Consider the following 23156-nt stretch of genomic DNA (forward strand, 5'->3'; position numbering starts at 1 on the left):
GAACAAGGGGGTACACCATGGGTTTTGCGGACAAGTTCAATGAGCTGAAGGACATGTTCTCGGGGGCCGTCGAAGACGCCAAAGGCAAGGCCGAGGAGATGATCGGCGGCGCGGCGGACGCGCCGGTCGACCAGCTCGGCGAGCAGTTCGGCGGCGCGGCGGAAGACCTCCAGGGGCAGGCGCAGGAAGGCGTCGAGAACGCCCAGGGCCAGTTCCAAGAGGGCGTCGAAGGCGTGCAAGGCCAAGCACAGGAGGGTGTCGAAGGCGCCCAAGGGTCCATCGAGGACTTCCGGAACCAGACCGGCCTGTAAGGCCGGGAAATCGCTGCGGGCCGGTGCATCCTCCGGATAGACCGGCCTGCAGCGTGTGTGTCAGCGCGTGTTGAGCGTCCCGCAGAGGCGGGTGTAGTCACCGAAGGCGTCCTCGACCGCCTGAATGGTCAGACCGTAGCGCGAAAGCGAGTACTCGTGCCGGCGGTCGCGCACCGGCCGGGCCAGGACGTTCTCGAGGTTGCCCGCGTCCTTGGCGGTCCACTCGGCGCCGATCGCCTGGTACAGCTTGGGGACCTCGTTCACCGGGTCCGAGTTGAGCCGGTGATAGGGAACATCCACGATGGACTCCGCCGGGAGTGAGAGCCGCGCCTTCCTGCCTGCCTCGATCGACTCGACCAGCAGGCTCAGCGCCACTTGCCCGATCGACGCGAAGTCGAGGCGGCGCTGGTACAGCGACCACGAGGTCTCCATGAGCGAGCAGACCGAGCCCATGACGGTGGTCGGGTCGCGATGCGTCCACACGAAGGTCGCGTCCGGGAAGACGCGCTTGATGACCTCCATGTCGTTGAGGTGCGCCGGGTACTTGAGCATCCAGCGCTTCGGCTCGCGCTGGTACTGCAGCACTTGGAGCGCCCGCTTCAGATACAGGTAGTCGGGGGTGCAGTCGCGGCCCGCCAGCCACCGCCGGTACTTCGGCAGCGCCCCGCGCAGGATCAGGTGATAGGTCCCGTGCGGCAGGATGAGCATCGACTCCTCGGGCGAATGCACCCGCATGGGGTGGATGACCTCCCATGACGGGGAGAACCTGACCATCATGCGGGTTCCGGACTCGAGGCTCTTGATCGCTTTGTCGGCCTCGGCCCGGTGCTGCGGGATGTCGGTGCGCATCATCTCCCACATGAGCGGGCCGCGATGCGCGTCAGAGGCGGCGAGGATCTTGTGCGCCAACGTGGTCGCCGTGCGCGGCAGGCCTACGACGAAGACCGGGGCGACGATCCGCTCGTCGGCGATCTCCGGATGCTCGAGCAACCGCTGCCGGATGCGCAGCCGGTTCTCCTGGCGTTTCGCCGCGTCTTCGATGCCCGACTGCCAGCCGAGCGGCGTCAGCTGCGGGTCCTCGGCGAGGCATTGCAGATGGAATCCCAGGTCGGCGGTGAACTCTTCGTCCCCGGCGGTCGACCATCCGGTCGACTTCTCGATCGCGGCGACGGTGCGCTGCCAGGTCTCGAGGGGCCGCTTGCGGCCCTTGAAGGAGGGTCGCAGCATCGCGTTCACGAGGCTGGCGGTCAGGGTGGTCCGGCTCATGGGGGTATTCCTTTCGGAGCGCAAGGCCCGCAAGGCGACAGCTGGCACCGACAGACTACCCCTGGTAGTCCCCGGCGGCACCGGGAAGCACGCGCTGTACGCCGGCGGCAGTCAGTGGACCGACAGCCCGCCGTCCACGAACAGCGCCTGCCCGGTCACGTACGCCGAGGCGGTGCCGGCCAGGAACACGGCCGCCCCCGCGAAGTCCTCGGCGAGGCCGTTGCGGCCGGTCATGGTGCGCGCGGCCAGGGCCGCCACCTTCTCGGGGTCGGACGAGAGCCGCTCGTTCAGCGGTGTCATCACGAAGCCGGGCACCAGCGTGTTGCAGGTGACCCCGTGGGGCGACCAGGCCTCGGCCTGCGACCGGGCCAGGGATTCCAAGGCGCCCTTGGAGACGCCGTACGCGCCGCTCTGCACGAACGCGCGGTGCGCCTGCTGCGAGGTCACGTGGATGATCCGCCCGAATCCGCGCTCCGCCATGCCCGGCCCGAACCGCTGCCCGAGCAGGAACGGGGCCTCCAGGTTCACCGTCATCGTGGCGTCCCAGACGCCTTCGTCGATCTCGCCCATGGGCGGCCGCAGGTTGATCCCGGCGGAGTTGACGAGGATGTCCGGCTCCCCGTAGACCTCTGCTGCGGCCTCGCCCGCCTCTCGGATGGCGTCGCGCCCGCTCAGGTCGCCGGTCACCCAGGCCGCTTCGCAGCCGAGCGCGGTCAGCTCATCCACGGTGGCGGTCAATGCTTCCCGGCCACGAGCCACGACCACCGTCTTCGCCCCCGCGCGCGCCAGCGCGGTGGCGATGCCCTTCCCGATCCCGGAACTCCCGCCGGTCACGACGGCGACGCGCCCTTCGAGTGAGAACAGTTCGGCGAGGTACTCCTGTGCGCTCATGCCCGAACCCTAACGCCCCCTCATCGACTGCCGGGCGCCTACAGCTGGGGCAGGATCTTCTCGAAGAACTCGCGGTCGCCTTCGAACGTCCGCTCCATGTCGAGGAACTCGGCGGCGGTGACCCAGCGGAAGCCGCTCACCTCGCGGGGATCGGCGCTCACCGGGCCGCTCTCGGCCTCTGCCGTCCACCAGTGCAGGACGTAGGTGCCGTCGTCGGTGGGCGACTCCCACACCTTCGCCAGCGGGGTGACGACGAGCCCGACTTCCTCGCGGACCTCCCGCACGAGCGCCTCCTCCTGGGACTCGCCCGGCTCGATGGTCCCGCTCAACGGCGCCCAGTACCCGGGCCGACGGGCTTCGGGCCCGCGCTCGATGATCAGCACCGTGTTGTCGCGCTTGATGATCGCCACGATCGCTTCTCGCATAGAGATCACCGACTCCTTAGATATATATCGACAACGATGCTTTGGCTCGCATTGGCGCCGATCTGAGGATAAGGATGGAGGGCGCCCGATGGGGGACGGAGTGAGGCCGGTCGAACTCCACCTTGTTCGACCGGCCTCGGAGTCAAGTCTAGAAGTCGAAGCGGCTGGGATTGGTGACCAACTCGCGGGCGTTTCGAATAATCCATCGGCACCATTCGTCGCCCTGCCACGCGCCGCGCCAGGAGACGGGCTGGTCGGGGTCGTCGCCGAAGCGGCAGACCTCGTGCGGGCCGACGCCGTCATCGCAATCGACCCGGTAGACGCTCGGTGCGTCGGGCGGTGTCGAGGTGAAGACGACGGAGAACTCGACCGGGTGCCGCCGGAACTTACCGAGGCAGTGCTCTCCTTCCGGTTCGGAGGGTGCGAAGGCGTCGAAAGAATCGGAGGGCTCGGAGGGCTCGGAGGGTTCGGGCGGGTTGGCGAAGGTCGTCTCAGCCACGGCAGAACCTGATCTTTCCGGGAGCGGCGGGTTCGACGGCGCGGATGGTGGTGTGGAAGGCCTTGAAGGCGTTGTTGCGCGCCCACTCGCGCCATTCGGGTGTGGCGGAGCGCCATTCTTCGCTCCAGGTCGCGTGGAGGGCGCCGGAGTTCAGGCCCGAGACGAGCAGGATGACATCGGACTGGTTCCCCTTCGTGTGCACCATGAATGAGTCGGGAGCATCGGGGGATGAGGCCCGGACGACGAACACGCGTCGGCCATCACTGAACTGACCCCGCTCCAACGGGACCGGACTGGGTTTGCTGAACATCGCAACCTCCATTGCAGAGTGTGTCGGATAGCCGACAGTGAGATTGTCGAGGAGCCCCATCAGATGCCCTGCAGGGCAGTCGCTCCTCGGCATTCCCACCGCTCGCGAGCCGGGAGGCGACCCGCGATGAATCCAACATAGGCGATGTTTCGCCTGGTCAATAGGTATGTCGCCCTTGAAAGGTCGTCGTTCAGTGATGGTGTCACAATGCCGATGCACAATAATTGAACGAAAATATTGTGCGACGTTGTTGTGCACGAAGATTGGTTGCCGTGTCGAGGGTTTTGCTTGTGGCGCAACGTGGGATCATCGACTACCACCAGTCATCGACCCAGCGCAGGGGAGCAACGCTATGGGGTCTCGTCGGTACTCGGATCTCATCGAGGCATTTGTGACGGCCGAGCTGATCTCGATTCGCGAAGAACGAAGCTGGTCGCGAACCAGGCTTGGCGCGGCGATCGGAAAGCATGCCAACACGATCCGAGGCTGGGAGATCGGCGACCGGCTCCCCGACAAAGCCAATGTCGCGCTTATCTGCCGAACCCTGCAGGTAGCGCCGGCGCGAGGCGCCTTCCTTGAGCATGTCATTGAGCAGCTCAACGAAGGACCGGATCTGATCTCGGATTTGGGGAAGCGGAACCTGTTCATCGTTGAGAGCGCCGAGCGACACTACGGCGAGATCATCAAGTGGGATCCTCTGCAACTCTCCGGCCTTTCCCAAACCGAGGATTACCACATGAAGGAACTTGCCGATCCTTTGGAAGGTCCCGCTTTCAAGATCAAACACTGGCTGCGGAAGCAGCGTAGGCAGGTTGACTTCTTCGGCCGGAGTGATGCGCCGCAGACCAAGTTCCTCCAGCCCGTCGACGAGGTCATGGGCTTGAAGCGCCTCACGAAGACCGAGCGGAAGGCGCAGATAGACCGGCTGCTCGAGATCGACAACCTGCCGAATTGCGAGGTTTTTGTGGTTCAGCGGCCATACATCGCGACCCATGCCTTCGAGATCTTCCGGCCCGGCAGACGACCTGGCGCTGGGCCGGATTTCGTCTTCGTCGAGACGCTCGACCAGAGCCGTCACATCGTCGAGCCTGAGAAGATCGCCTTGTATGATCGGTTTTCGAGCGTCATGTTGGATGACGCGAGCCGAATCGGAAGGTTCCTCGATGGCTGAGTTCACCAGCTGGCGGAAGAGCTCTCGGAGCGCCAATTCTGCTCAAGCTGATTGTGTTGAGTGCCGCCGGACCTGGCGGAAGAGCTCACGGAGCAGTAACTCCGGTCAATCTGACTGCCTTGAGGCTCGGAACACCGCCGCCGGCTTCCAGGTTCGGGACTCGAAGCTTGGGCACGACTCTCCGGTCTTCGATCTGACTGCCTCGGACTTCACTGGCCTCCTCCGCATCGCTGACCGCGACTGACCGGCGAGGCCGCCGCAAACTCGTCGCCCCCGGCTCCCGTCCCGGAGCCGGGGGCGTTTGCGTGGGCTGGCTTAGCGCTCATGGTGGCGGCACTCGCCGGGGAAGTACGAGCTGAGCCGATCCCTGAGGATCGCCCTCGCGGCCGACTCAACCTTCGAGCCACCTTGGGGGCCTGCGGGTTCGGTGTAGAGGGTGTCGGCGAGGCCCGTGATGATGGCCGACAACTCGAGCGCCGCGCGCTCGGCATCGGTTCCATCCTCCACCTCTCCACACTCCTTGCCGTTGCTGACCGCCCGAGCAATCTGTCCGCGCACCACAGCCGCGCTTTCCCTCGCGACCTCAGCGACAGCCGGCACATCAAGTGCCCTGGCGTGGAAGGCCTTCGCTACTCGATATTCGCCCCGCCTCGCATCGTCTAGCGGCCATAGCTCGGGCATGCATCTCGCCAGAATCTCCCGGATCGGCTGCCGGTCGGCTTCACCCTCCGCCACCATGCGCGCGACCCGCGCCAGCTGGTGCTCGGTCATCTGCTTGTAGGCGAAAAGCAGCAGCTCGTCCTTCGAAGCGAAGTAGTGCTGGACCGTGCCCACCGAGAATCCCGCCTCGCGCGCGACGCCGGCCATCGTGGCGGCGTCGAGTCCGGCGTGGGCGATGAGTCGGTGGGTCGCGTCCGCCATCTGCTTGCGGCGGAGGTCGTGGTCAGCGGTCCTGGGCACGGCTTAACCATACCGGTGTATGGTTTTGAGGAAGCCATATGCTCGTATGGTTATCCGGCTCCACCTCCGATCCTCCACCCGATCCTTCCGCGACACCCCGCGATCAGCCCCAAGGAAACCCATGCACACCACCGCCTTCGCCGCTCTGGCCCTCGCGCTCACGGCCGGACCGCTTCCGCCGTCGCAAACCCCGACCACCGACACCGCCGAACTCGACTCGTACATCGAGGCTCGCCTGGAGCAGACGAACGTCCCGGGTGCGGCCTGGGCGGTCGTCACCGCCGACGGCATCGAGCACCAGGCAGCCTGGGGAGAGGACGGCGACGGTGCGCGCATGACCGAGTCGACCCCGTTCTTGTGGGGGTCGGTCGCCAAGCCCGTCACCGCCACCGCGGTGATGACCCTCGTCGAAGACGGCCGCGTCGACCTCGACGCACTCGCGCGCACCTACCTGCCGGACTTCACCCTCGCCGATCCCGCACACGCCGAACGCATCACCGTCCGCCACCTCCTCGAACAGACCAGCGGCATCCCGGAAGGCACCGGCGTGACCGACCGCTTCGATCCCGGCTCCGACCCGTACGGGGAAGCCCTCGCCGATCTCGCCGAGGCCGAACGGTTCGCCGAGCCGGGCACCGATTTCGAGTACGCCAGCGCGAATTACCTGGTGTTGGGCGCGTTGGTCGAATCGGTCGCCGGGATGCCGTACGAGGAGTACCTGCGTGAGGCGGTGTTGGACCCGTTGGGGATGGACACGGCGGTCGCCGATGCGGCGGCTGCGGGCTCGGTGCCTGACGGGCACACGTTCGTGTTCGGTCAGCCGGTCGCGATCGACGCGCCGTTCGATCCGACCGGGCCGAGCTACGGGTACCTCGGCGGCAGCGTCAAGGATCTGGCGGCGTTCGCGGCGGCGAGTCTGCCGGGCGGGGATGGTGTGGTCTCGGCGGAATCGGTGGCGCTCATGCAGTCTCCGGCGGCGGCGATGAACGAGCGCATCGACTACGGGCTGGGCTGGAAGATCGACGGTCGGAACGCCGACCTCGGTACGAGCACGGTGTGGCACACCGGGGGCGCGCCGGGGTATTCGGCGGCGATCGTGATGCTGCCGGAGCTGGGGCGTGCGGTGGTGATCGCGCAGAATGCGTACGGCCACTTCCAGGATGGTGCGCTGGTCGGGACCGCGCTGGGCGCGGCGCGTGTTGCGGCGGGCGGCGCGGGGGAGGAGCTGGAGGCGGACTGGGTGTACCCGGCCGCGCTGGCGGCGGTCGGTGCGTTGCTGGTGCTCGGTGTGTCCTTGGTGATTGGGACGGTGCGGCGGCTCCGCGCGGGCGTCGCGGCGGCGGGTCGCCGGTGGCGGGTGTGGGCGGCGATGGCCGGGTGGACGGTCGGCGGGGCGGCCGTGGCGTATGGCGCGGGTGTCGCGGTGCCGGGGATGGCGCCGAGCCGAACGCTGTATGTGCTGATGGCGCCGGATCTTGCTTGGGGTCTGTACGGCGTCGCGCTGGTCGCGGTGGTGCATGCGGTGGTGAGTGTGGGGCATGGCGCTTTGCGGCTGCGCTTGCGCCGCATAGCGAACCGCCCGGGTTCGAGCCGGGGGCGGATCACCCGGGTTCGTGCCTAGAGGTGGGCTGCCTGGGTTCGAGTCGGGAGGCGGACCGCTCGGGTCCGTGCCTAGAGGTGGGGTGCCCGGGTTCGTGCCTAGAGGCGGGCTGCCCGAGTTCGAGCCGGGGGCGAACCGCCCGGGTTGGCGGGCTGCCCGGGTTCGAGCCGGGGGCGAACCGCCCGGGTTCGAGCCGGGGGCGGATCACCCGGGTTCGTGCCTAGAGGTGGGCGGCCCGGGTTCGAGCCGGGAGGCGGGCTGCCCGAGGCCGAGCCGCGAGGCGGGCTGCCCGAGGCCGAGCCGGGGCGGACCGCTCGGGTTCGGGCCAAAAGGCGGGCGGCCTGGGCCCGCACCCAGAGGCGGGCGGCCTGGGTTCGAGCCGAAGGCGGACCGCCCGGGCTCGCCTCGCGAGGCGGCTCGCGTCGAGCGGGCGTGAGGAGGCTGCGGATCTCGGCTGGGCGCGTTCGCTTCGCCGCGCTGCGCCGTGAAGCTTTGCTGCGCCGCGCCCGGCCGTGCTTTTGCTGCGGGCGTAGGGGATGCCCCTTACCCACCCGCTGTCCGCCTCCGACCAACCGAAAAGGACCACTGTCCCACAGGGGTCCGACATCGCTGCGCATCCGCAGGTCAATGACCATCAAGATCGATTTCAGGGTGGGGCGGTGATCCTCGCCGAATCGGTGCGCGTCGTTTCGATAGGGGGTGAGAGGATTTGGCGATGCCAGTCGATCCGCACTTGCTCGCCGTGTTCACGGTCGCGACCATCGTCGCCCTGGTCACCCCTGGCCCCGACATGCTGATGGTCCTCGGGTGCGGCATGCGCGGCGGCCCACGCGCGGGCCTGCTCGCCACGCTCGGCGTGGTCACCGGCGACGCGCTCTACATCGTCGCGGCCGCCGCGGGGCTGGCCGTGCTGCTCACCGCGTTCCCCATCGTCTTCACCGTGCTGCGCATCGCGGGCGCGGCGTACCTGGTCTACCTGGGCGTCCAGATCATCCGCAACCGAAAGCAACAGCAGGCCGAAGCGCTCGCGAGCGGCGGCATCTCAGGCCGGCGCGCGTTCCTCAACGGCGCGGTGTGCTCGATGGCCAATCCGCAGACCTTCACCTTCATGGCGGCCTTCCTGCCCCAGTTCGTCGACCCCGCAGCGGGGCCGATCTGGCTTCAGTTCGCGGTGCTCGGCGCGGTGCTCATCGCCCTGGAATTCCTGGCCGACGGCACCGTGGGCGTCCTCGCGGGCCGGATCGGCCGGTGGCTGCGGGGCCGAGAGGTCGTGAAGCGCCGGATGGACGCGGCGACCGGGACCGTGTTCATCGGCCTGGGCGTGAGCCTCGCGGTCGAGCGGTGAAAGAAGCGGAGGCTTTTCGCTTTCCATAGTCGCCGTTGACGCCTACCGTGATGGCATGACCGCAGCAACAGCAGTCGAGCCGGGGTCCGGTGGAAGGTCGCGGCGTCTGATGCCGTCGCGGCCCGTCCTCGTCGTGGTCGCGCTCGCCATCGTCTACGTCGTGTGGGGGTCGACCTACCTCGGGATCAGGATCATGGTCGAGGACATGCCGCCGATGCTCGCGGCCGGTGGCCGCTTCCTCTGCGCCGCACTGATTCTCGGGGTGATCCTGATGGCGCGCGGCGGGCTGGGGCGGCTCGCGCTGACCCGCGCCGAAGTGTGGTCGTGCGCGCTCATCGGCCTGCTCCTGCCCGTCCTCGGGCAGGGCCTCGTGACCATCGCCGAGAGCGGCGGCGCGCCTTCGGGCCTGGTGGCGCTTCTGATCGCGGCGGTGCCGCTGTGGGTCCTCTTCTACCGGGTCGTGGCCGGGGAACGTCCGAAGCGGACGACCGTCGCCGGGGTGCTCATGGGCTTCGCCGGACTCGCGCTGCTGCTGGCCGCCAACGGCATCGGCGGTGACTTCCCGTTCTGGGCGCTGCTGCTGGTGCTGTTCTCGTCGGCGTCGTGGGCGTTCGGGTCGTGGCTCCAGCCGCGGCTGCGGATGCCGAAGGACGCGTTCGTCGCGGCCGTCTACGAGATGGCGATCGGCGGTGCGCTCCTGCTGGCAGTCGGTTTCGCCGGAGGCGAGCGGTTCGCGCCCGCCGACTACTCGTTGCGGGCGTGGGGCGCCTGGGTATACCTGGTGGTGTTCGGGTCGGTCGTCGCGTTCTCGGCGTACGTGTGGCTGCTGCAGGCGGCGAACATCTCGCTGGTCGCGACCTACGCGTACGTGAACCCGCTGGTGGCGGTGCTGCTCGGCTGGCTGGTGCTGTCAGAGGCGGTGACCGTGCCGATCGTCGCCGGCGGCGCGATCGTCGTCGCCGCTGTCGTGCTCGTGGTGAGCACCGAACGCCCGCAACGGAAGACATCGAGTGTGAAGGAGCCCGACCATGGCTGACGGGGCCGCGACGTTCGTACTGATCCACGGCGGTGGCAGCACGAGCTGGGACTGGCATCTGGTGGAACCGGTCCTGCGGGAGTTCGGCCACGAGGTGATCGCCGTCGACCTGCCGCTTGAGGACGCCGCGAACGGCGTCTCCGAGTACGCCGACGCGGTCGTGGCGGCCTGCGAAGGCCGGTCGAACCTCGCGGTGGTCGCGCATTCGTGGGGCGGGCTCGTGGCCCCGATCGTGTGCTCCCGCGTCGATTCCGAGCTGCTGGTGCTCGTGACCGCGATGGTGCCGGCGCCGGGCGAGCCGCCGAACGACTGGTGGGCCGCGACCGGCTTCAGCGACCTCCAGTTCCCCGAGGCGGAAGACGCGTTCCACAACGGGGTGCCCGCCGAGCTGGCCGAGGAGTGCACCGCGCGCGGTCGCGAGCAGACCGGGGAGCGCGACGGCGAGCCGTCGCCGCTCAAGGCCTGGCCCGAGGTCCCGACGCGGTTCCTGCTGTGCCGCGACGACCTGTTCTTCCCGCCCGCGTTCATGCGCGGCGTGGTCCGCGACCGGCTCGGCTTCGCGCCCGACGAGATCGACGGCGGCCACATGATCGCCCTCGCGCGCCCGCGCGAACTCGCCGAACGGCTGCACCGGTACTGGACCGAGCTTCCGGAAGGCGGCCGCTGATCCCGGGGCCGTTGTCGGTCCGCGTGTCACATGGCGCTCGTTGGCCGTCCCCAACCCCCACCCTCCCGAGAGGGGAAGGGAAGTCCCGCGATCGTCGCATCCGGGTCCGACAGGAATCGGCCTCGAGTGCGCTTGCCCGACCGAGGTTCACTCGATCAAATGATGCGACCCACGGCGTGGACCGCGCCGCGCCGACCGCGGCGCGCGAACCGCTGCGCGGACCGGACTGCGTGAACCGCTCAGCGAACCGCTGCGCGAATCGATCCGCGCGATCCGGGCTGTGCGGCCGGATGGGTGAGCCGGCACGGGCGTTCGGGTTCGCGATGAGCGTCGGCTACCAGCTGGCGATGAGCGGGGCTTCATGCTCGCTGCGCCGCCACAGCTCGGTGGCGCGGGTGAGCGAATCCCTGTTCGCGATGCCGTGGAGTGCCGCGATCTTGCCGTCGCGCTGATGGAGGACCACCACACCCGCCACCCGGTCGTCGACGACCGCGATCATCGCGGGCGCGCCGTTGACGATCCCGGCGTGGATCGACGGGCTGCCGCCCGCGAACTTGCGCTTCGCGGGGGTCGGCTTGAATGCCGCGCGGAATGTCGCGGCGATGCGCGTCGGCACCGTCTCGAACCAAGGCCGCCCCATGAGCCCGGCGCCGTCCGACACGGCCGTGGCGTCCTCGGTCAGCAACGCGACCAACCGCTCCGTCTCGCCAGAAGCGGCAGCCTCCACAAAGGCCTCGACGATGCGGCGCGCCGTGTCGCGGTCGACCTCCCCGGCGTTGCGTCCGGCCGACACGTGCCGCCTGGCACGCAGGGCGTGCTGCTGGCTGGCCGTCTCGGAGATGTCCAGGAGTTCGGCGATCTCCCTGTGGCTGTAGCTGAAAGCCTCGCGCAGGACGTATACGGCCCGTTCGATCGGCGGCAGCCGCTCCAAGAGCATGAGCATCGCGACGGACACCGATTCGCGCTGCTCGGCGGTCTCGGCCGGGCCGAGCATCGGGTCGCCGTCGAGCAGCGGCTCGGGCAGCCACGCGCCGACGGCCCGCTCGCGCCGCACCCGCGCCGACCGGAGTCGGTCGAGCGCCAGGTTCGTGACCACTTTGGTCAGCCACGCCTCGGGCACCTCGATCAGTTCGCGATCGGCCGCCTGCCAGCGCAAGAACGCGTCCTGCACCACGTCCTCGGCGTCGGCCGCCGAGCCGAGCAGGCGGTACGCCAGCGAGGCCAGCCTGGGTCGGCCGGCTTCGAAGCGCGCGACGGTGGCGAAGTCCATGACCGCCACTCTAAGCGGGCACCGCCTCGGTGCGGCGGACTTCGGCGTCGGCCGCCATGTGGTGGCTGCGGGCCGGGAGCTTCGCGGTCGGGTTCGCGACGCCCCAAGTGGCGGTCTTGAGGATGAGCTCCTTGACGCGCGCGGCGGGGCGGCCGGTCACGGCGTAGCGCGAGCGCACGTCGCCGTCGACGACCTGGAGGATGCCGTCCCGTCGTCCGAGGCTGATGTGGTTGCCCACGTAGACGAGTCCGGTGCGCTTGACCTTCCCGCCGGTGAGGTCGCCGATGATCGCGGCGGTGGCCTGCTGGCTGGTGAATCCGGCCGAGGCGCACGACATCGGGAGCGGCCGGCCGTTCTCGCCGATGACGAACGCGGCGTCGCCTGCGGCGTAGACGCCGGGGTGGGAGACCGAGCGCATCTGGCGGTCGACGGTGATCTGGCCGTTCGGTTCGACGGCGAGGCCGGAGGCGGCGGCGATCGGGTGGACGGCGAAGCCCGCGGCCCACACGGTCGCGTCGGCGGCATGGAAGGAGCCGTCGGCCGCGATGGCGCCGCCGGCCTCGACGCGGGCGATCCGGGTGCGCTCGTGGACCTCGATGCCGAGCCGGTCGAACGCGCGCAGCAGGTGGGCGCGGGACTTGGGGGCGAGCCAGCCGCCCAGTTCGCCGCTGGTGGTGAGCACGACCTTGAGGCCGGGGTGGGATTCGGCGAGTTCGGTCGCGCCTTCGATCGCGGTCAGGTTCCCGCCGACGACGAGCACGGTTCCCTTGCCGCCCAAGGCGTCGAGCCGTTCGCTGAGGCGGACGGCGGCGGTGCGGGAGGTGATGTGGTGGGCGTGCTCGCCGACGCCGGGCACGTCGTGGTGGGCGGCGGTGCTGCCGAGCGCGTAGACGAGGGTGTCGTACTCGAGCAGTTCGGGGCCGCGGCCGCCGTCGACGGTGACGGTCCGGTGGTCGGCGTCGACGGCGGTGACGCGCGCGATCGCGACCTCGGCGCCGGTGCCCGCGAAGATCTTCGCGAGCGGCCGGTGCTTGAGCGTCTGCCCGGCGGCGACCTGGTGGAGGCGGAAGCGCTCGACGAAGTCGGGTTCGGCGTTGACGACCGTGACCTGGAAATCGGCCGGGTGGAGGTGCCGCGCGAGGTAGCCGGCCGCGAAGGTGCCGGCGTACCCCGCGCCGAGGACGATGATGCGGTGCTGCATGGTCTCGCTCCTGTCTGGTTCGCTGTTCCCCGCTGGTCGCGTTCGTGCTTCCAGCGCGGTGATGCCCTCTGAACGGGGCAGCCGCCGAATCCATGACAGGAGCGAGCTATGTCGTGGGTCACTGTCGGAGAAAGTCCCGGTTCCCGCCCGTCGCGAGCGATGGCTCTTCTATGACGAACGGGACGGGGCGGAGGTGGCCGGGACTCGGCGGAGCGCCGCCGCGCTTGCGTTGGCCGGACGCCAGCGCGAGCGCGGCGGCGTTGTGTCGGTCTCGGAGGACCGCGACGACCGATGGCATGTCCGCCTTGGATCCCGTATTTTTCGGTTCTGGTGCGTTGCACGCCGCCACGGTCACCGCTGCGGGTACCGCACGCGCGCGCACTCCGGACGGTGCCGGTCATGGCACCCCGCCCTGGATCGCCTAAGGGCGGTGACGCAACCCGTTGAGGGCGGTCGTGACGACGCTGTCGACGTACTCGATGGTGAGAGGCCCGCTGCGCTGCAGCCAGCGGTTGAGCACCGGACCCCACACCATGTCCACTGCCACATCGAGGTCGAGGTCTTCGGCGAGTTGTCCAGCCCGCTGCGCGCTGCGCAGCCGCTCCAGCTTGATCTGCCTCAGCGGCCGGTCCAGTCGCTCGGCGTAATCGGCGGCCAACTTCGGATCGTGCGCGATCTCGGTGGCCAGCGCCCGCATGGGCGCGTCGTAGCGTGGATCGTTCAGTTCCGCGACCGTGGCACGCAGCACTGTGGTCAGGTCGGCCTGCAGATCGCCGGTGTCGGGCAGCGCCGCGGGCTGGCCGTCCTCGCCTTCGCTGAGCATGAGGAAGGCGTCGAAGAGCACCGCGCCCTTCGATGGCCACCAGCGGTAGATGGTCTGCTTGCCGACACCGGCTCGCGCGGCGATGCCCTCGATGCTCAGCTTGGCGTATCCCACTTCCTGGGCCAGTTCGAACGCCGCGGTGAGGATGGCCCGCCGAGAGGCCTCGCTGCGGCGGGCCGCGCTCGCCGGCGACGGACGCTGCGTCATCATGCCCGCAGCCTAGCAAACAAAGACGAGACGTCCCGTCTTGACAATGCGAGCGAGGTGGCCGTAGTATTCAATCGAGACGAGACGGTTCGTCTCTACTGAGGGAGATTTCGATGCGCACAACACCCGCCACCCCGCGAACCTGGTTCATCACCGGCGCCAGTCGCGGCCTGGGCCACGCGTTCGCCGTGGCCGCATTGGAACGCGGTGACCAGGTGGTGGCCGCCGCCCGGAGCATCACCCGGGATCACTTTGACCAGCGCCACGCCGATCGGACGCTCACGCTGAACCTGGACGTGACTGACCGGGCCGCAGTGATGGCCGCCGTGTCCTCCGCGGTTGAGCGTTTCGGACGGCTGGACATCGTGGTCAACAACGCCGGGACGATGTCGTCGGGCATGGTCGAGGAGTTCACCGAGGCCGAGGCACGCTCCCAAATGGAGGTCAACCTGTTCGGCGCGCTGTGGGTCTGCCAGGCCGCCCTGCCGCACCTTCGCGACCAGAACGGCGGGCACATCGTGCAGGTCTCCAGCATCGCCGGTCTCGGCGGCTTCCCGACCACCGGGATGTACAGCGCGAGCAAGTTCGCGCTGGAGGGCATGAGCGAGGCGCTGGCGATGGAGGCCGCGGCGTTCGGCGTCAAAGTCACCATCGTCCAGCCCGGCGGCTACTGGACCGACCTGTACACCAGCATGACCTCGACAGCCCCACTGGAGCCGTACGGCCCGCTCCGCGAGGAGCTCGCCAGGCAATGGGCGGAGGGGTCGATCGACAGCAAACCCGAGCTGGCGGCCGCGGCGATGCTGAAGCTGGTGGACAGCGACAACCCGCCACCGCGGCTGCTGCTCGGCAGCATGGTCTACGACCTCGCCTTCGATATCTCCCGGCAGCGGATGGCGGCCTGGGAGAGCTGGGAGCAGGTCAGTCGGGCCGCCGAGCACGCCGTCCCCGCCCCGGAGCAGATCGCCTGATCATCACTGGAAACCCGTACGCGCTGAGTACAGGTGGCACCCGACCCGCTGAACCGAAATCGACCTATGCGGCTCCTGGCCGCATCCGGAAGCACCAACCAGCCAGCTATGAAAGGACCAGTAATGAGGAAGCTCATCGAGTCGACGTTTGTGACGCTGGACGGGGCCATCTCCGCGCCAGAGAAATGGGGTCGCCCCTACTTCGACGAGGAATACGCCGGATACGCCCGTGACCTGCTGTTCGCCTCCGATGCGTTGCTGCTGGGGCGGCGGACCTATGAAGACTTCGCCAGGGTCTGGCCGCGCATGGGGGCGGTCGAGGGCGAGTACGCGGTCCGGATGAACAGCCTGCCCAAGTATGTCGCCTCCCGAACCCTCACCGAGACCACCTGGAACGCCACCGTCCTTGAAGGCGATGTCGCCAAGGAGGTAGCCGGGCTCAAGGAGCAGCCCGGCCAGAACATCCTGAAGTTCGGCACCGGTGAACTGGATCGGACTCTGATGGAGCACAAGCTCGTCGACGAGTACCACTTCTGGATGTACCCCACCATCGCCGGCCGCGGCGAGCGCCTCCTGGACGGCCTCGACACCACCCACCTCAAGTTGATCAAGACCACGACCTTCGCCTCGGGCGTCATCGTCCTGGCCTACACCCATGGCGGTACGGCCTGATCACGACCGCGATGGCCGCCCCAGCGCGGCTGCGGCCAGGCGCAGAACATCTCAAGCGTCCTGCGCCGACATCGACCGTCAAGCCGGGCGCGAAATGCGATTAGCGCTATCGTCTGCTCCACGACATGGCGCGTGGCCCCGAGTCCGGACCCGTGCAGTGTGCCCCGGCGGGCGATCCGCGTGCCGATCCTCTTGGCGCGCAGCGCCCGCCGGTAGCAGTCGAACCATAGTCGTCCAGGTGCCTGCGACCGGGTGTCCCGTCCGTCGGTCGTGGATCGGCGGCAGCGGCTCGATCCGGGCCCACAGGTCGCCATCGACGACCCGTGGGCCGTGACCGCGCCGCCGCCGCGGCGACTTCAACGCACCAGAAACGAAAGACTCACGGGTCCTCAGCGGAACGCGGCGGCGTTCCGCTTCGCCCACGCGGCGAACGAGGTCGCCGGGCGGCCGAGGAGGCGTTCGACGTCGGGGCTCGGCGCCTGCTCGGCGGGGGAGGGATCGCCCAGGACGCTGAGCGTGGCCTCCACGACCCGCTCGGGCATGAAGCCGAGCATCCGGGCGCGGGCCTCGTCGCGGGTCAGTTCCGTGAAGCCGACCGGTTCGCCCACGGCTTCGGCGATCGCGGCGGCCTGCTGCCGGGGGGCGATCGGGGCCGGGCCGGTCAGTGTGTAGGACTGGCCGTGGTGGCCGGGCTCGCGCAGGGCGAGATCGGCGACGGCGGCGATGTCGGCGGGGTCGATCGCGGGGAGGGCGGTGTCGCCGAACGGTGCTTCGACCACGCGGCGGGTGCGGACCGATTCGGCCCACCCGTATGCGTTGGAGGCGAAGTTGCCCGGGCGCAGCATCGTCCACTCCAGACCGGACTGCCGCACGGACGCCTCCAGGTCGCCGAGGTGGCGTCCCGTGCCGACACCCTGGGAGGAGAGCAGGACGACCCGGCGGACGCCGCTCGCCTTCGCGGCCTCCATGACGGCGTCCATGTCGCCGTTGACGATGAAGTCGGCGGCGGTCAGCAGGAAGAGCGCGTCGGATCCTTCGAAGGCGGGCTTCAGCGCGGCCGGTTCGGACAGGTCGCCTCGGTAATGTGTCACATGTTCCGTGGTCTCGGCTTCGCCGCGGGCGACGGTGTTGACCTTCTCGCCGGCCGCGACGAGCAGCTCGACGAGCGGGCGGCCGACGTTGCCGGTGGCTCCGGTGACGGTGATCATGATGGCGTTGCTCCTTGAATCGGTGGTGGAGCCAAAGCTAGGAGCGTTGCGACGGTTCCGGAAGGACGCACTTCGAAGTAAGCTCATGTCGTGCTCGTAGGAAATCAGGTGCCCTGGCCCAGCACTCGCGGGGAACGTGAGGTGTTTCACCGCCAGTGCCCGGCCGTGCAGGTGCTCGACCACATCACCAGCCGCTGGGGCATCTGGGTGCTGCTCGCCCTCAACGACGGCGAGCTGCGCTTCTTCGAACTGCGCGAACGGGTCGAAGGCGTGAGCGAGAAGATGCTCTCGCAGACCCTCAAGAACCTCGTGGGCGACGGCCTCGTGTGGCGGCATGTGGAGCCGACCGTCCCGCCCCAGGTCACTTACGGCCTCACCGAACTCGGCGAAGGCACCGCCACGCAGCTCGGCGGCATGTTCGACTGGATCCGCAGCAACGCGGAGACCATCATGGACGCTCGCGCGAAGGCCGAAGCCTAGCCGCGGGCTCCGCTGCCGCGCCTCCTACAGGCGCAGTTCCGCCTTGACGATCCGGCCCGGCCGCTCGTCGGCTCGCGCCGCGACCGTCCCGTCCGGCGCCCAGACCGCCGAGTTGCCCACGGCCTCCGGGTAGTCGCTGCCCGGCCCCGCGAAGCACGCCTGCACGACCCACATGCCGTAGCCGCGCGCGAGCTGCGGCATCCGCTTGTCCCGCCGCACGAGTCCCTGCGGGGTGTACAGCGAGCCCGCCACGTACGCGTCGATCCCGCCGAGCCCCGACCGCTTCGCGAACTCCGCGGTGGCCGGGGCGTGCTCGAACATCATCGTGTCGCGGCAGATCGCCAGGCCGAGCCGCCACCCGTCCAGTTCCAGCACCACCGGATCGCACGCCGCCCGGAAGCGCCGCGCTTCCTCTTCGTCGGGGTGCATCTTCCGGTACGCGACCGCCGCGCCCGAGCCGTCGATGCGCAGCATCGCGATGAACTCCGCGCCGCCCTCGCGCAGCGGCGCGCCCGCGAGCGCGACCGAGCCGGTCTCGGCGCACGCTTCCACGATCGACTCCAGGGCCGGATCGGCAACGGCCACAGCCGGAGCGGCCATCGCGTACGACGACAGCGACAGCTCCGGGAACACCACCAGCCGGGCCGCCGCCGAGCGGACCGCCTCGGCGTGCGCGCGGGCGTTGAACGCAAGGTCGCCCGGACGCAGATCGGGCTGCGCGGCGGCGACGGTCAAAGGCGCGAGGTGCATGCCAGCGAGCGTATCCGGCCGCCGCCCTCCTCCCCAAAGACCGCGTCACGGGCGGCAGTAGGCTCCAAGAACCCACCGTGATGAGAAGGAGACCTTCGATGTCCTACCCCGAGCCGAAGTACTTCGGCGACACCGGAGAAGCCAGCGCCGTCGTCCGCCGGGGCGATTCGCCCGCCGACATCCTCTTCGACAACGGCCATGCCGACTACCTCGCCAAGGGCGCGGCCACCGGCGGCGAGTTCGGCCTCTACCGCTGGAACATGGGCCCCAAGAAGGGCGGCCCCGGCGCGCACTACCACAAGACCATCTCGGAGTCCTTCTACATCCTCGACGGCACCATCACCATCTACAACGGCAACGAGTGGGCCCCGATGAGCAAGGGCGACTTCGTGTACGTCCCCCAGGGCGGCCTCCACGGCTTCCGCAACGACACCGACGAGCCCGCCTCGATGCTCCTGCTCTTCACCCCCGGCGCCGTCCGCGAACCCTACTTCGAAGGGCTCGCGACGATCGGGGAGATGACCGAGGAGGAGCGCGCCGCGTTCTTCATCGAGCACGACAACTACTGGGTCGAAGAGGCCTAGCGGCCCCTCGCCTGCAGCAGCCCCCGCTCGTACGCGGCCGCCACCGCGGCGGCCCGGTCGTTCACCTCGAGCTTCGCGTAGACGTGCATCAGGTGCGTCTTCACCGTCGCCTCGCTGATGAACAGCTCGGCCGCCGCTTCCCTGTTGCTGCGGCCCTTCGCGATCAGCGCCAGCACCTCCAGCTCCCGCTCGCTCAGCGGGCCGGTGCTCGGCGCGGGCCGGCGCACCTGCGCCATCAGCAGCGACGCCACGGACGGCGCGAGCACCGTGCCGCCCTCGTGCGCGGTCCGGATGGCGCGCTGCAGCTCCGCGGGCGAGGCGTCCTTGAGCAGGTACCCGGCCGCGCCCGCCTCGATCGCCGGCAGCACGTCGGAATCGGTGTCGTACGTGGTCAGCACCAGCACCTTCGCGGCCGCGCCGCGCGCGGCCAGCTCCCGGATCGCCGTCACGCCGTCGGTTCCGGGCATCCGCAGGTCCATGAGCACCACGTCGGGGCCCAGGGCGAGCGCCCGGTCGACGGCTTCGCGGCCGTCCGCGGCCTCGCCCACGACCTCGATGTCCTCGGCCCGGTCGAACATGCCGCGCAGGCCGTCGCGCACCACCGGGTGGTCGTCGGCGATGAGCACGCGGATCGGTTCAGGCGGCATCGGCCACCGCCTGCGGCACCGCCGGGACGATCGCCGAGACGACGGTCCCCGCGCCCGGCTCGGACTCGATCGAGAGGCTCCCGGCGAGGCGGGACACGCGCTGGCGCATCGCGGCCAGCCCGTACCCGTGCTCCTTGGAGGCCTTCGTCTTCGCCGGCTCGAAGCCGATGCCGTCGTCGCGCACGTCGAGCGCCAACTGGTCCTCCATGTAGGAAAGGGTGATGCCGACCCGGCCGGCCCGGCTGTGCTTGGCGGCGTTCTGCAGCGCCTCCTGGGTGACGCGCAGGAGCGTCACCTCGATCTCGGGGTGCATCGGCTTCGCGTCCCCGGTCGTGGTCAGCTCCACCGGCACCGCGTGCGCCTTCGACCACTTCGCGGAGACCTCCGCCAGCGCCTCGGGCAGCTGCGCCGAGTCCAGTGTGGGCGGTCCGATGGCCTGGACGGTGCGGCGCGCCTCGGCGAGGCTGTCGCGGGCGAGCTCCACGGCGCTGTCGAGGTGGCGGCGGCGCTGGGCCTCGTCGTCGGTGCCGTCGGCGGCGTGGAGCTGCGCGATGATCCCGGCCAGGCCCTGCGCGACGGTGTCGTGGATCTCGCGGGCCATGCGCTGCCGCTCGTCGAGCACGCCCGCTTCCCTTGCCTGCGTGAGCAGTTGCATGTGGAGGCCGGCGTTCTCCTCCAGGGCCGCCTCGCGGGCGAGAATCGCCTCCTCGCGCTGCGTGCGCAGCCGGACCAGCCGCTCGTTGAGCAGGAACCCGGAGCTGATGGCGCCGGTCTGGACGATGACGACGATCGTGTACATCGCGATCGCCTGGGCGTCGGGGTCGGCGGTGACGATGCTGGAGTTGACCACGAGGGAGGTCGCGCCGATCCCGGCCGTGAGCATGCCCATCGACTTGAAGTACCCGGCGTGGAAGAACCCGGTGATCACGAAGATGAAGTACAGCATGTCGCGGATCATCAGCGCCGCGCCGAACCCGAGCATCACGAACAGGTGCAGGGCGAGCCGCGCGTCGGAGGACTCGGTCTTCGACGGGAGGCGGGTGTAGGCGAAGTACACCCACGCGGCGGCCGCGGCCGCCAGGCCCAGCGTGGGGAGCTGCTGGTCCAGCGGCCGCGGGTTGATGACGAGGCTCAGCGCCGCGCTGGCCGCGAGCGTCGCGTACGGCAGCCAGTCGAGGAGCCGGTGGTACATGGACTCGATCTTGGAGTGCCGTTCGGACAGCTCCTCGGGGGTGTACGCCACCGGCTCCATGACTGCTACTCCCACTTGAAGATTCGGGCCGCGACCGCTCCGGCGGCGACCGCGGTGGCGGCCATGACCGCCAGGGGGATCACGGCGGGGGCCGTGCCGGTCCAGGCGTCGAGCAGCGACTGCACGCCCGGGGGCACGAAGTCGCCGACTCGGGCGATCGCGTCCGGCAGCATGAACCGGGGGAGGTACACGCCGCCGAAGAACATGGCCAGCATGAACAGGACCGTCGAGAGCCCGGTGGCGGCCCGGGCGGTGGGCGCCAAGGCCGCCACCAGCATACCGAGGGCGAAGACCGCGGTGATGCCGAGGACGAACGCGATCGCGAACCCCCAGGCGTGCTTCGGGAGCGGCACCCCGTACACGAGGTTCCCGGCGGCGACGACGAGCGCGGCCGACAGCAGCGACGCCCCGAGGTTCACCACGAGCTGCGCGACCAGGAGCTTGATCGGGTGGACGGGGGTGGTGCGCATGCGGCGCAGCACGCCCTGCTCGCGGTAGGCCGCCAGGACCGCCGGAAGGTTGGTGAGGCCGATGACGCCGACGGCCATCACGATGACGGAGGGCGCGAAGTAGTCGATGAACCGCTGCCCGCCCATGTCCTCGGAGGGTTCGCGGAGCATCGGGATGGCGCCGAGGCCGAGCAGGACCACGGTGGGCAGGAGCAGCCCGACGACGAACGTCATGGGGTCGCGCACGAACAGGCGGGCTTCGATCTGGATGAGTTTGCCGAGAGCGGACATCTGGTTCTCCTTGCGGGGCTTAGTGCTCGAGGGACTTGCCGGTGAGGGCCACGAACGCGTCGTCGAGGCTGACCTGTTCGACCCGCAGGTCCGCGGCCACGATCTGGTTGCGCGCCAGGACGGACACGACGGCTTGGAGGAGGTTCTCGCCGCCGGTGACGACCACGTGCGCGCCGTGGCGCTCGACGCGGGCGACCTCGGGCAGGTCGAGCAGGAGCGCGTCGGCGAACTCGGCGGAGGGCCGGAACCGCACCCGCTGCTCCTCGCTGACGCGGGCGGTGAGCCCGGCGGGGGTGTCGAGGGCGACGATCCGCCCGGAGTCGACCACGGCGATGCGGTCGCACAGCCGCTCGGCCTCGTCCATGAAGTGGGTGACCAGGATGATCGTGACCCCGGAGTTCCGCACCTGCTCGATGAGGTCCCACGTGTCGCGCCGCGCCTGCGGGTCGAGGCCGGTGGTCAGTTCGTCGAGGACGGCCACGCGCGGGCTGCCGACGAGCGCGAGCGCGATCGACAGGCGCTGCTGCTGGCCGCCGGAGAGCTTCCCGAACGGCGTCTTGCGCTTGCCGCCCAGGCCCAGCTTCTCGATGAGCCGGTCGGTGTCCGCGCGCTGCCGGTAGAACGACCCGTACAGGTCCAGGGCCTCGCCGACGCGGATGCGGTCGGGCAGGCGGGACTGCTGCAGCTGGATGCCCAGCACCTGCTTGAGCTCCGCGCCGTCCTTCTCGGGGTCGAGCCCCATCACTTTGACGCTGCCGCCGTCGCGGGACCGCAGACCCTCGACGCACTCCACTGTGGTCGTCTTGCCCGCCCCGTTGGGGCCGAGGATGCCGAAGATCTCGCCTTCGCCCACCTCGAACGAGATCCCGTCCACCGCACGGTGATCGCCGTACGTCTTGACCAGGTCCTCTACTTCGATGATCGCCATCGCCGCCTCCTTGCTTCGTGTAACGTCAACACTCGCAAGATCGGGGCGGCGCGGCATCGACCGCGCGTCGGAGCCGCCGGTTGATCCCGGGGATCAACCGATCGGTTGATCCCTCATCAGGTCAGGGTGAACCGCTGGGTCGCGTCCCCGGCGTCGCACGAGTCGGTGGCGGTCGGCTCGCCCGCACTCGAGGAGCGGCCCTCGAGCATCCCGACGCACATCCCCGAGGCGCTGGTGGCGATCGTGTAGACGCCGCCGCCCTGCGGCTCGAGCTCCCAGAACTGGGTCTCGGTGAACTCGCACCCGTACGCGGCCATGAGGTACCCCTCCTGGTCGGCGGGGGCGTCGGCGCCCATGCACGCGCTCCAGTCGGCGAAGTGCAGGTTGAAGACGTACACGCCCTCGTCCCAGGCCACGACCTGGATCGTGGACGGGTGGGCCGAGCCGCACCCGGCGAGTACGACGACGGTGCGGCCCTCGTTGCCCGGCTCGGGGCCGGTGCTCAGGCACAACCCGCTGGCCTCCTGCTTCACCTGGTACCAGCCGTCATCGGGGTAGGCGGGGGGAGGCGGGGCGGCCTCGGTCGTCTCGGTCGTCTCGGCCGGCTCCTCCGGTTCGTCCTCGGCGGACGGCTCGGCGCTCGGTGTGGCCGAAGGGCTCGGGCTGGGCGAGGGCGACGCGGAGGGCGTCGAAGTCGCGGCCACCGAGGTCGCTGCCGCCTCCGTCGCGGCGGCGGGCTCGGGGTCGTCCTCGCCGCCCCCGGCGGCCATGACCGCGGCGACGACGGCGACGGTCAGGACGAGCGCGACGACGGCGGCGACGCCGGCCATGGCCTGGTTGGAGCCCAGGCGCAGCCGGGCCTGCTCCGCGAATTCGCGGAGCCTCGCGGGCAGGTCCGTCCCGGCCGAGTGCCGGGGGACGCGCGGATCACGTTGTGCCACC

At 69.7% G+C, this 23156-nt stretch carries 27 protein-coding genes and 1 pseudogene; 11 read left to right on the forward strand and 17 right to left on the reverse strand.

From position 1 onward, the window contains the following. The first annotated feature begins 17 nt into the window (after positions 1-17). Positions 18-311: a hypothetical protein gene (locus tag AB0K52_RS18800; RefSeq protein WP_363533719.1), complete on the forward strand. Its 294-nt coding sequence runs from the start codon at positions 18-20 to the stop codon at positions 309-311. A 60-nt stretch (positions 312-371) separates the two neighbouring features. Here AB0K52_RS18800 and AB0K52_RS18805 read toward each other — a convergent pair whose 3' ends face one another. From AB0K52_RS18805 to AB0K52_RS18825, 5 genes are all read right to left on the reverse strand, one after another. Further along, complete coding sequence (locus AB0K52_RS18805; RefSeq protein WP_363533722.1) at positions 372-1577, reverse strand: sulfotransferase; 1206 nt, start codon at positions 1575-1577, stop codon at positions 372-374. A gap of 111 nt (positions 1578-1688) precedes the next feature. Further along, the gene (locus AB0K52_RS18810) at positions 1689-2468 is read right to left on the reverse strand and encodes an SDR family oxidoreductase (RefSeq protein WP_363533725.1); all 780 of its coding nucleotides are present in this window, start codon (positions 2466-2468) and stop codon (positions 1689-1691) included. A 38-nt stretch (positions 2469-2506) separates the two neighbouring features. Then, positions 2507-2899 (reverse strand): NUDIX domain-containing protein, encoded by a 393-nt coding sequence (locus tag AB0K52_RS18815; protein WP_363533931.1) that lies wholly within the window; start codon positions 2897-2899, stop codon positions 2507-2509. Between the two features lie 142 nt (positions 2900-3041). Next, on the reverse strand, positions 3042-3392 hold the full coding sequence (locus tag AB0K52_RS18820; RefSeq protein WP_363533728.1) for a hypothetical protein: 351 nt from the start codon (positions 3390-3392) through the stop codon (positions 3042-3044). Continuing rightward, positions 3385-3597 carry a hypothetical protein gene (locus AB0K52_RS18825; protein ID WP_363533731.1) on the reverse strand — a complete coding sequence of 71 codons (213 nt, stop codon included), beginning with the start codon at positions 3595-3597 and terminating at the stop codon, positions 3385-3387. Before AB0K52_RS18825 ends, AB0K52_RS18820 begins: the two co-directional genes overlap by 8 nt. A 496-nt stretch (positions 3598-4093) precedes the next feature. Between AB0K52_RS18825 and AB0K52_RS18830 the strand changes: the two genes are divergently transcribed. Beyond that, positions 4094-4873: a Scr1 family TA system antitoxin-like transcriptional regulator gene (locus tag AB0K52_RS18830; protein WP_363533734.1), complete on the forward strand. Its 780-nt coding sequence runs from the start codon at positions 4094-4096 to the stop codon at positions 4871-4873. Further along, on the forward strand, positions 4866-5117 hold the full coding sequence (locus tag AB0K52_RS18835) for a DUF397 domain-containing protein (protein WP_363533737.1): 252 nt from the start codon (positions 4866-4868) through the stop codon (positions 5115-5117). The genes AB0K52_RS18830 and AB0K52_RS18835 overlap by 8 nt, the downstream gene beginning before the upstream one ends. 71 nt (positions 5118-5188) lie before the next feature. On the opposite strand, the gene AB0K52_RS18840 is transcribed toward AB0K52_RS18835, so the two are convergent. After that, positions 5189-5833: a TetR/AcrR family transcriptional regulator gene (locus tag AB0K52_RS18840; RefSeq protein ID WP_363533740.1), complete on the reverse strand. Its 645-nt coding sequence runs from the start codon at positions 5831-5833 to the stop codon at positions 5189-5191. A gap of 121 nt (positions 5834-5954) precedes the next feature. Here AB0K52_RS18840 and AB0K52_RS18845 point away from each other — a divergent pair, with 121 nt between their 5' ends. From AB0K52_RS18845 to AB0K52_RS18860, 4 genes are all read left to right on the forward strand, one after another. Beyond that, positions 5955-7454: a serine hydrolase domain-containing protein gene (locus AB0K52_RS18845; RefSeq protein ID WP_363533743.1), complete on the forward strand. Its 1500-nt coding sequence runs from the start codon at positions 5955-5957 to the stop codon at positions 7452-7454. A 694-nt stretch (positions 7455-8148) separates the two neighbouring features. Continuing rightward, positions 8149-8778, forward strand: a complete 630-nt coding sequence (locus AB0K52_RS18850) for a LysE family translocator (protein ID WP_363533745.1) — start codon at positions 8149-8151, stop codon at positions 8776-8778. Between the two features lie 55 nt (positions 8779-8833). Beyond that, the gene (locus tag AB0K52_RS18855) at positions 8834-9814 is read left to right on the forward strand and encodes an EamA family transporter (protein ID WP_363533748.1); all 981 of its coding nucleotides are present in this window, start codon (positions 8834-8836) and stop codon (positions 9812-9814) included. Beyond that, positions 9807-10481 (forward strand): alpha/beta hydrolase, encoded by a 675-nt coding sequence (locus tag AB0K52_RS18860; RefSeq protein WP_363533751.1) that lies wholly within the window; start codon positions 9807-9809, stop codon positions 10479-10481. The genes AB0K52_RS18855 and AB0K52_RS18860 overlap by 8 nt, the downstream gene beginning before the upstream one ends. A gap of 334 nt (positions 10482-10815) precedes the next feature. On the opposite strand, the gene sigJ is transcribed toward AB0K52_RS18860, so the two are convergent. From sigJ to AB0K52_RS18875, 3 genes are all read right to left on the reverse strand, one after another. Continuing rightward, positions 10816-11751 carry an RNA polymerase sigma factor SigJ gene (sigJ, locus tag AB0K52_RS18865; RefSeq protein ID WP_363533754.1) on the reverse strand — a complete coding sequence of 312 codons (936 nt, stop codon included), beginning with the start codon at positions 11749-11751 and terminating at the stop codon, positions 10816-10818. A gap of 10 nt (positions 11752-11761) precedes the next feature. Further along, positions 11762-12952 (reverse strand): FAD-dependent oxidoreductase, encoded by a 1191-nt coding sequence (locus AB0K52_RS18870; protein ID WP_363533757.1) that lies wholly within the window; start codon positions 12950-12952, stop codon positions 11762-11764. A 421-nt stretch (positions 12953-13373) separates the two neighbouring features. Next, entirely contained in the window at positions 13374-13985 is a 612-nt protein-coding gene (locus AB0K52_RS18875; RefSeq protein WP_363533760.1) for a TetR/AcrR family transcriptional regulator, read from the reverse strand. A 110-nt stretch (positions 13986-14095) separates the two neighbouring features. Between AB0K52_RS18875 and AB0K52_RS18880 the strand changes: the two genes are divergently transcribed. Continuing rightward, on the forward strand, positions 14096-14953 hold the full coding sequence (locus tag AB0K52_RS18880; RefSeq protein WP_363533763.1) for an SDR family oxidoreductase: 858 nt from the start codon (positions 14096-14098) through the stop codon (positions 14951-14953). Positions 14954-15076: 123 nt separating this feature from the next. Continuing rightward, positions 15077-15625 carry a dihydrofolate reductase family protein gene (locus AB0K52_RS18885; RefSeq protein WP_363533766.1) on the forward strand — a complete coding sequence of 183 codons (549 nt, stop codon included), beginning with the start codon at positions 15077-15079 and terminating at the stop codon, positions 15623-15625. A gap of 98 nt (positions 15626-15723) precedes the next feature. On the opposite strand, the pseudogene AB0K52_RS18890 reads toward AB0K52_RS18885, so the two are convergent. Together AB0K52_RS18890 and AB0K52_RS18895 are read right to left on the reverse strand one after the other, a co-directional pair. Next, a pseudogene (locus tag AB0K52_RS18890) lies at positions 15724-15846 on the reverse strand (IS5/IS1182 family transposase); the annotation flags it as partial. Between the two features lie 168 nt (positions 15847-16014). Continuing rightward, positions 16015-16833 (reverse strand): NAD(P)H-binding protein, encoded by an 819-nt coding sequence (locus AB0K52_RS18895; protein ID WP_363533769.1) that lies wholly within the window; start codon positions 16831-16833, stop codon positions 16015-16017. Positions 16834-16974: 141 nt separating this feature from the next. On the opposite strand from AB0K52_RS18895, the gene AB0K52_RS18900 reads away from it, so the two are divergent. Beyond that, the gene (locus AB0K52_RS18900) at positions 16975-17313 is read left to right on the forward strand and encodes a helix-turn-helix domain-containing protein (protein WP_363533772.1); all 339 of its coding nucleotides are present in this window, start codon (positions 16975-16977) and stop codon (positions 17311-17313) included. 24 nt (positions 17314-17337) lie between these two features. Here AB0K52_RS18900 and AB0K52_RS18905 read toward each other — a convergent pair whose 3' ends face one another. Continuing rightward, positions 17338-18063, reverse strand: a complete 726-nt coding sequence (locus tag AB0K52_RS18905) for a carbon-nitrogen hydrolase family protein (RefSeq protein ID WP_363533775.1) — start codon at positions 18061-18063, stop codon at positions 17338-17340. Positions 18064-18161: 98 nt separating this feature from the next. Here AB0K52_RS18905 and AB0K52_RS18910 point away from each other — a divergent pair, with 98 nt between their 5' ends. Then, positions 18162-18647, forward strand: coding sequence for a cupin domain-containing protein (locus tag AB0K52_RS18910; protein ID WP_363533778.1), 486 nt, complete (start codon positions 18162-18164; stop codon positions 18645-18647). Here AB0K52_RS18910 and AB0K52_RS18915 read toward each other — a convergent pair. The 5 genes from AB0K52_RS18915 to AB0K52_RS18935 all read right to left on the reverse strand — a co-directional run bounded on the left by AB0K52_RS18915 (position 18644) and on the right by AB0K52_RS18935 (position 23155). Then, positions 18644-19294, reverse strand: coding sequence for a response regulator transcription factor (locus AB0K52_RS18915; RefSeq protein WP_363533781.1), 651 nt, complete (start codon positions 19292-19294; stop codon positions 18644-18646). The genes AB0K52_RS18910 and AB0K52_RS18915 overlap by 4 nt on opposite strands. After that, positions 19284-20561: a sensor histidine kinase gene (locus tag AB0K52_RS18920; RefSeq protein WP_363533784.1), complete on the reverse strand. Its 1278-nt coding sequence runs from the start codon at positions 20559-20561 to the stop codon at positions 19284-19286. Before AB0K52_RS18920 ends, AB0K52_RS18915 begins: the two co-directional genes overlap by 11 nt. Continuing rightward, the gene (locus tag AB0K52_RS18925; protein ID WP_363533787.1) at positions 20552-21286 is read right to left on the reverse strand and encodes an ABC transporter permease; all 735 of its coding nucleotides are present in this window, start codon (positions 21284-21286) and stop codon (positions 20552-20554) included. Before AB0K52_RS18925 ends, AB0K52_RS18920 begins: the two co-directional genes overlap by 10 nt. A 19-nt stretch (positions 21287-21305) precedes the next feature. Then, positions 21306-22214: an ABC transporter ATP-binding protein gene (locus AB0K52_RS18930; RefSeq protein ID WP_363533790.1), complete on the reverse strand. Its 909-nt coding sequence runs from the start codon at positions 22212-22214 to the stop codon at positions 21306-21308. A 116-nt stretch (positions 22215-22330) separates the two neighbouring features. Further along, a complete protein-coding gene (locus AB0K52_RS18935; RefSeq protein WP_363533793.1) occupies positions 22331-23155 on the reverse strand; it encodes a ricin-type beta-trefoil lectin domain protein in 825 nt (274 codons plus the stop codon). Position 23156: the final 1 nt, after the last annotated feature.

It is taken from the genome of Glycomyces sp. NPDC049804, from assembly GCF_040674615.1.
Classification (GTDB): domain Bacteria; phylum Actinomycetota; class Actinomycetes; order Mycobacteriales; family Micromonosporaceae; genus Glycomyces; species Glycomyces niveus.

Bases quoted from the DNA above. Each gene is read 5' to 3' on its own strand.
- AB0K52_RS18800 (WP_363533719.1), top strand. From the start codon at position 18: ATGGGTTTTGCGGACAAGTTCAATGAGCTGAAGGACATGTTCTCGGGG.
- AB0K52_RS18805 (WP_363533722.1), bottom strand. From the start codon at position 1,577: ATGAGCCGGACCACCCTGACCGCCAGCCTCGTGAACGCGATGCTGCGA.
- AB0K52_RS18810 (WP_363533725.1), bottom strand. From the start codon at position 2,468: ATGAGCGCACAGGAGTACCTCGCCGAACTGTTCTCACTCGAAGGGCGC.
- AB0K52_RS18825 (WP_363533731.1), bottom strand. From the start codon at position 3,597: ATGGTGCACACGAAGGGGAACCAGTCCGATGTCATCCTGCTCGTCTCG.
- AB0K52_RS18835 (WP_363533737.1), top strand. From the start codon at position 4,866: ATGGCTGAGTTCACCAGCTGGCGGAAGAGCTCTCGGAGCGCCAATTCT.
- AB0K52_RS18845 (WP_363533743.1), top strand. From the start codon at position 5,955: ATGCACACCACCGCCTTCGCCGCTCTGGCCCTCGCGCTCACGGCCGGA.
- AB0K52_RS18850 (WP_363533745.1), top strand. From the start codon at position 8,149: ATGCCAGTCGATCCGCACTTGCTCGCCGTGTTCACGGTCGCGACCATC.
- AB0K52_RS18855 (WP_363533748.1), top strand. From the start codon at position 8,834: ATGACCGCAGCAACAGCAGTCGAGCCGGGGTCCGGTGGAAGGTCGCGG.
- AB0K52_RS18860 (WP_363533751.1), top strand. From the start codon at position 9,807: ATGGCTGACGGGGCCGCGACGTTCGTACTGATCCACGGCGGTGGCAGC.
- sigJ (WP_363533754.1), bottom strand. From the start codon at position 11,751: ATGGACTTCGCCACCGTCGCGCGCTTCGAAGCCGGCCGACCCAGGCTG.
- AB0K52_RS18870 (WP_363533757.1), bottom strand. From the start codon at position 12,952: ATGCAGCACCGCATCATCGTCCTCGGCGCGGGGTACGCCGGCACCTTC.
- AB0K52_RS18875 (WP_363533760.1), bottom strand. From the start codon at position 13,985: ATGATGACGCAGCGTCCGTCGCCGGCGAGCGCGGCCCGCCGCAGCGAG.
- AB0K52_RS18880 (WP_363533763.1), top strand. From the start codon at position 14,096: ATGCGCACAACACCCGCCACCCCGCGAACCTGGTTCATCACCGGCGCC.
- AB0K52_RS18885 (WP_363533766.1), top strand. From the start codon at position 15,077: ATGAGGAAGCTCATCGAGTCGACGTTTGTGACGCTGGACGGGGCCATC.
- AB0K52_RS18895 (WP_363533769.1), bottom strand. From the start codon at position 16,833: ATGATCACCGTCACCGGAGCCACCGGCAACGTCGGCCGCCCGCTCGTC.
- AB0K52_RS18905 (WP_363533775.1), bottom strand. From the start codon at position 18,063: ATGCACCTCGCGCCTTTGACCGTCGCCGCCGCGCAGCCCGATCTGCGT.
- AB0K52_RS18910 (WP_363533778.1), top strand. From the start codon at position 18,162: ATGTCCTACCCCGAGCCGAAGTACTTCGGCGACACCGGAGAAGCCAGC.
- AB0K52_RS18915 (WP_363533781.1), bottom strand. From the start codon at position 19,294: ATGCCGCCTGAACCGATCCGCGTGCTCATCGCCGACGACCACCCGGTG.
- AB0K52_RS18925 (WP_363533787.1), bottom strand. From the start codon at position 21,286: ATGTCCGCTCTCGGCAAACTCATCCAGATCGAAGCCCGCCTGTTCGTG.
- AB0K52_RS18930 (WP_363533790.1), bottom strand. From the start codon at position 22,214: ATGGCGATCATCGAAGTAGAGGACCTGGTCAAGACGTACGGCGATCAC.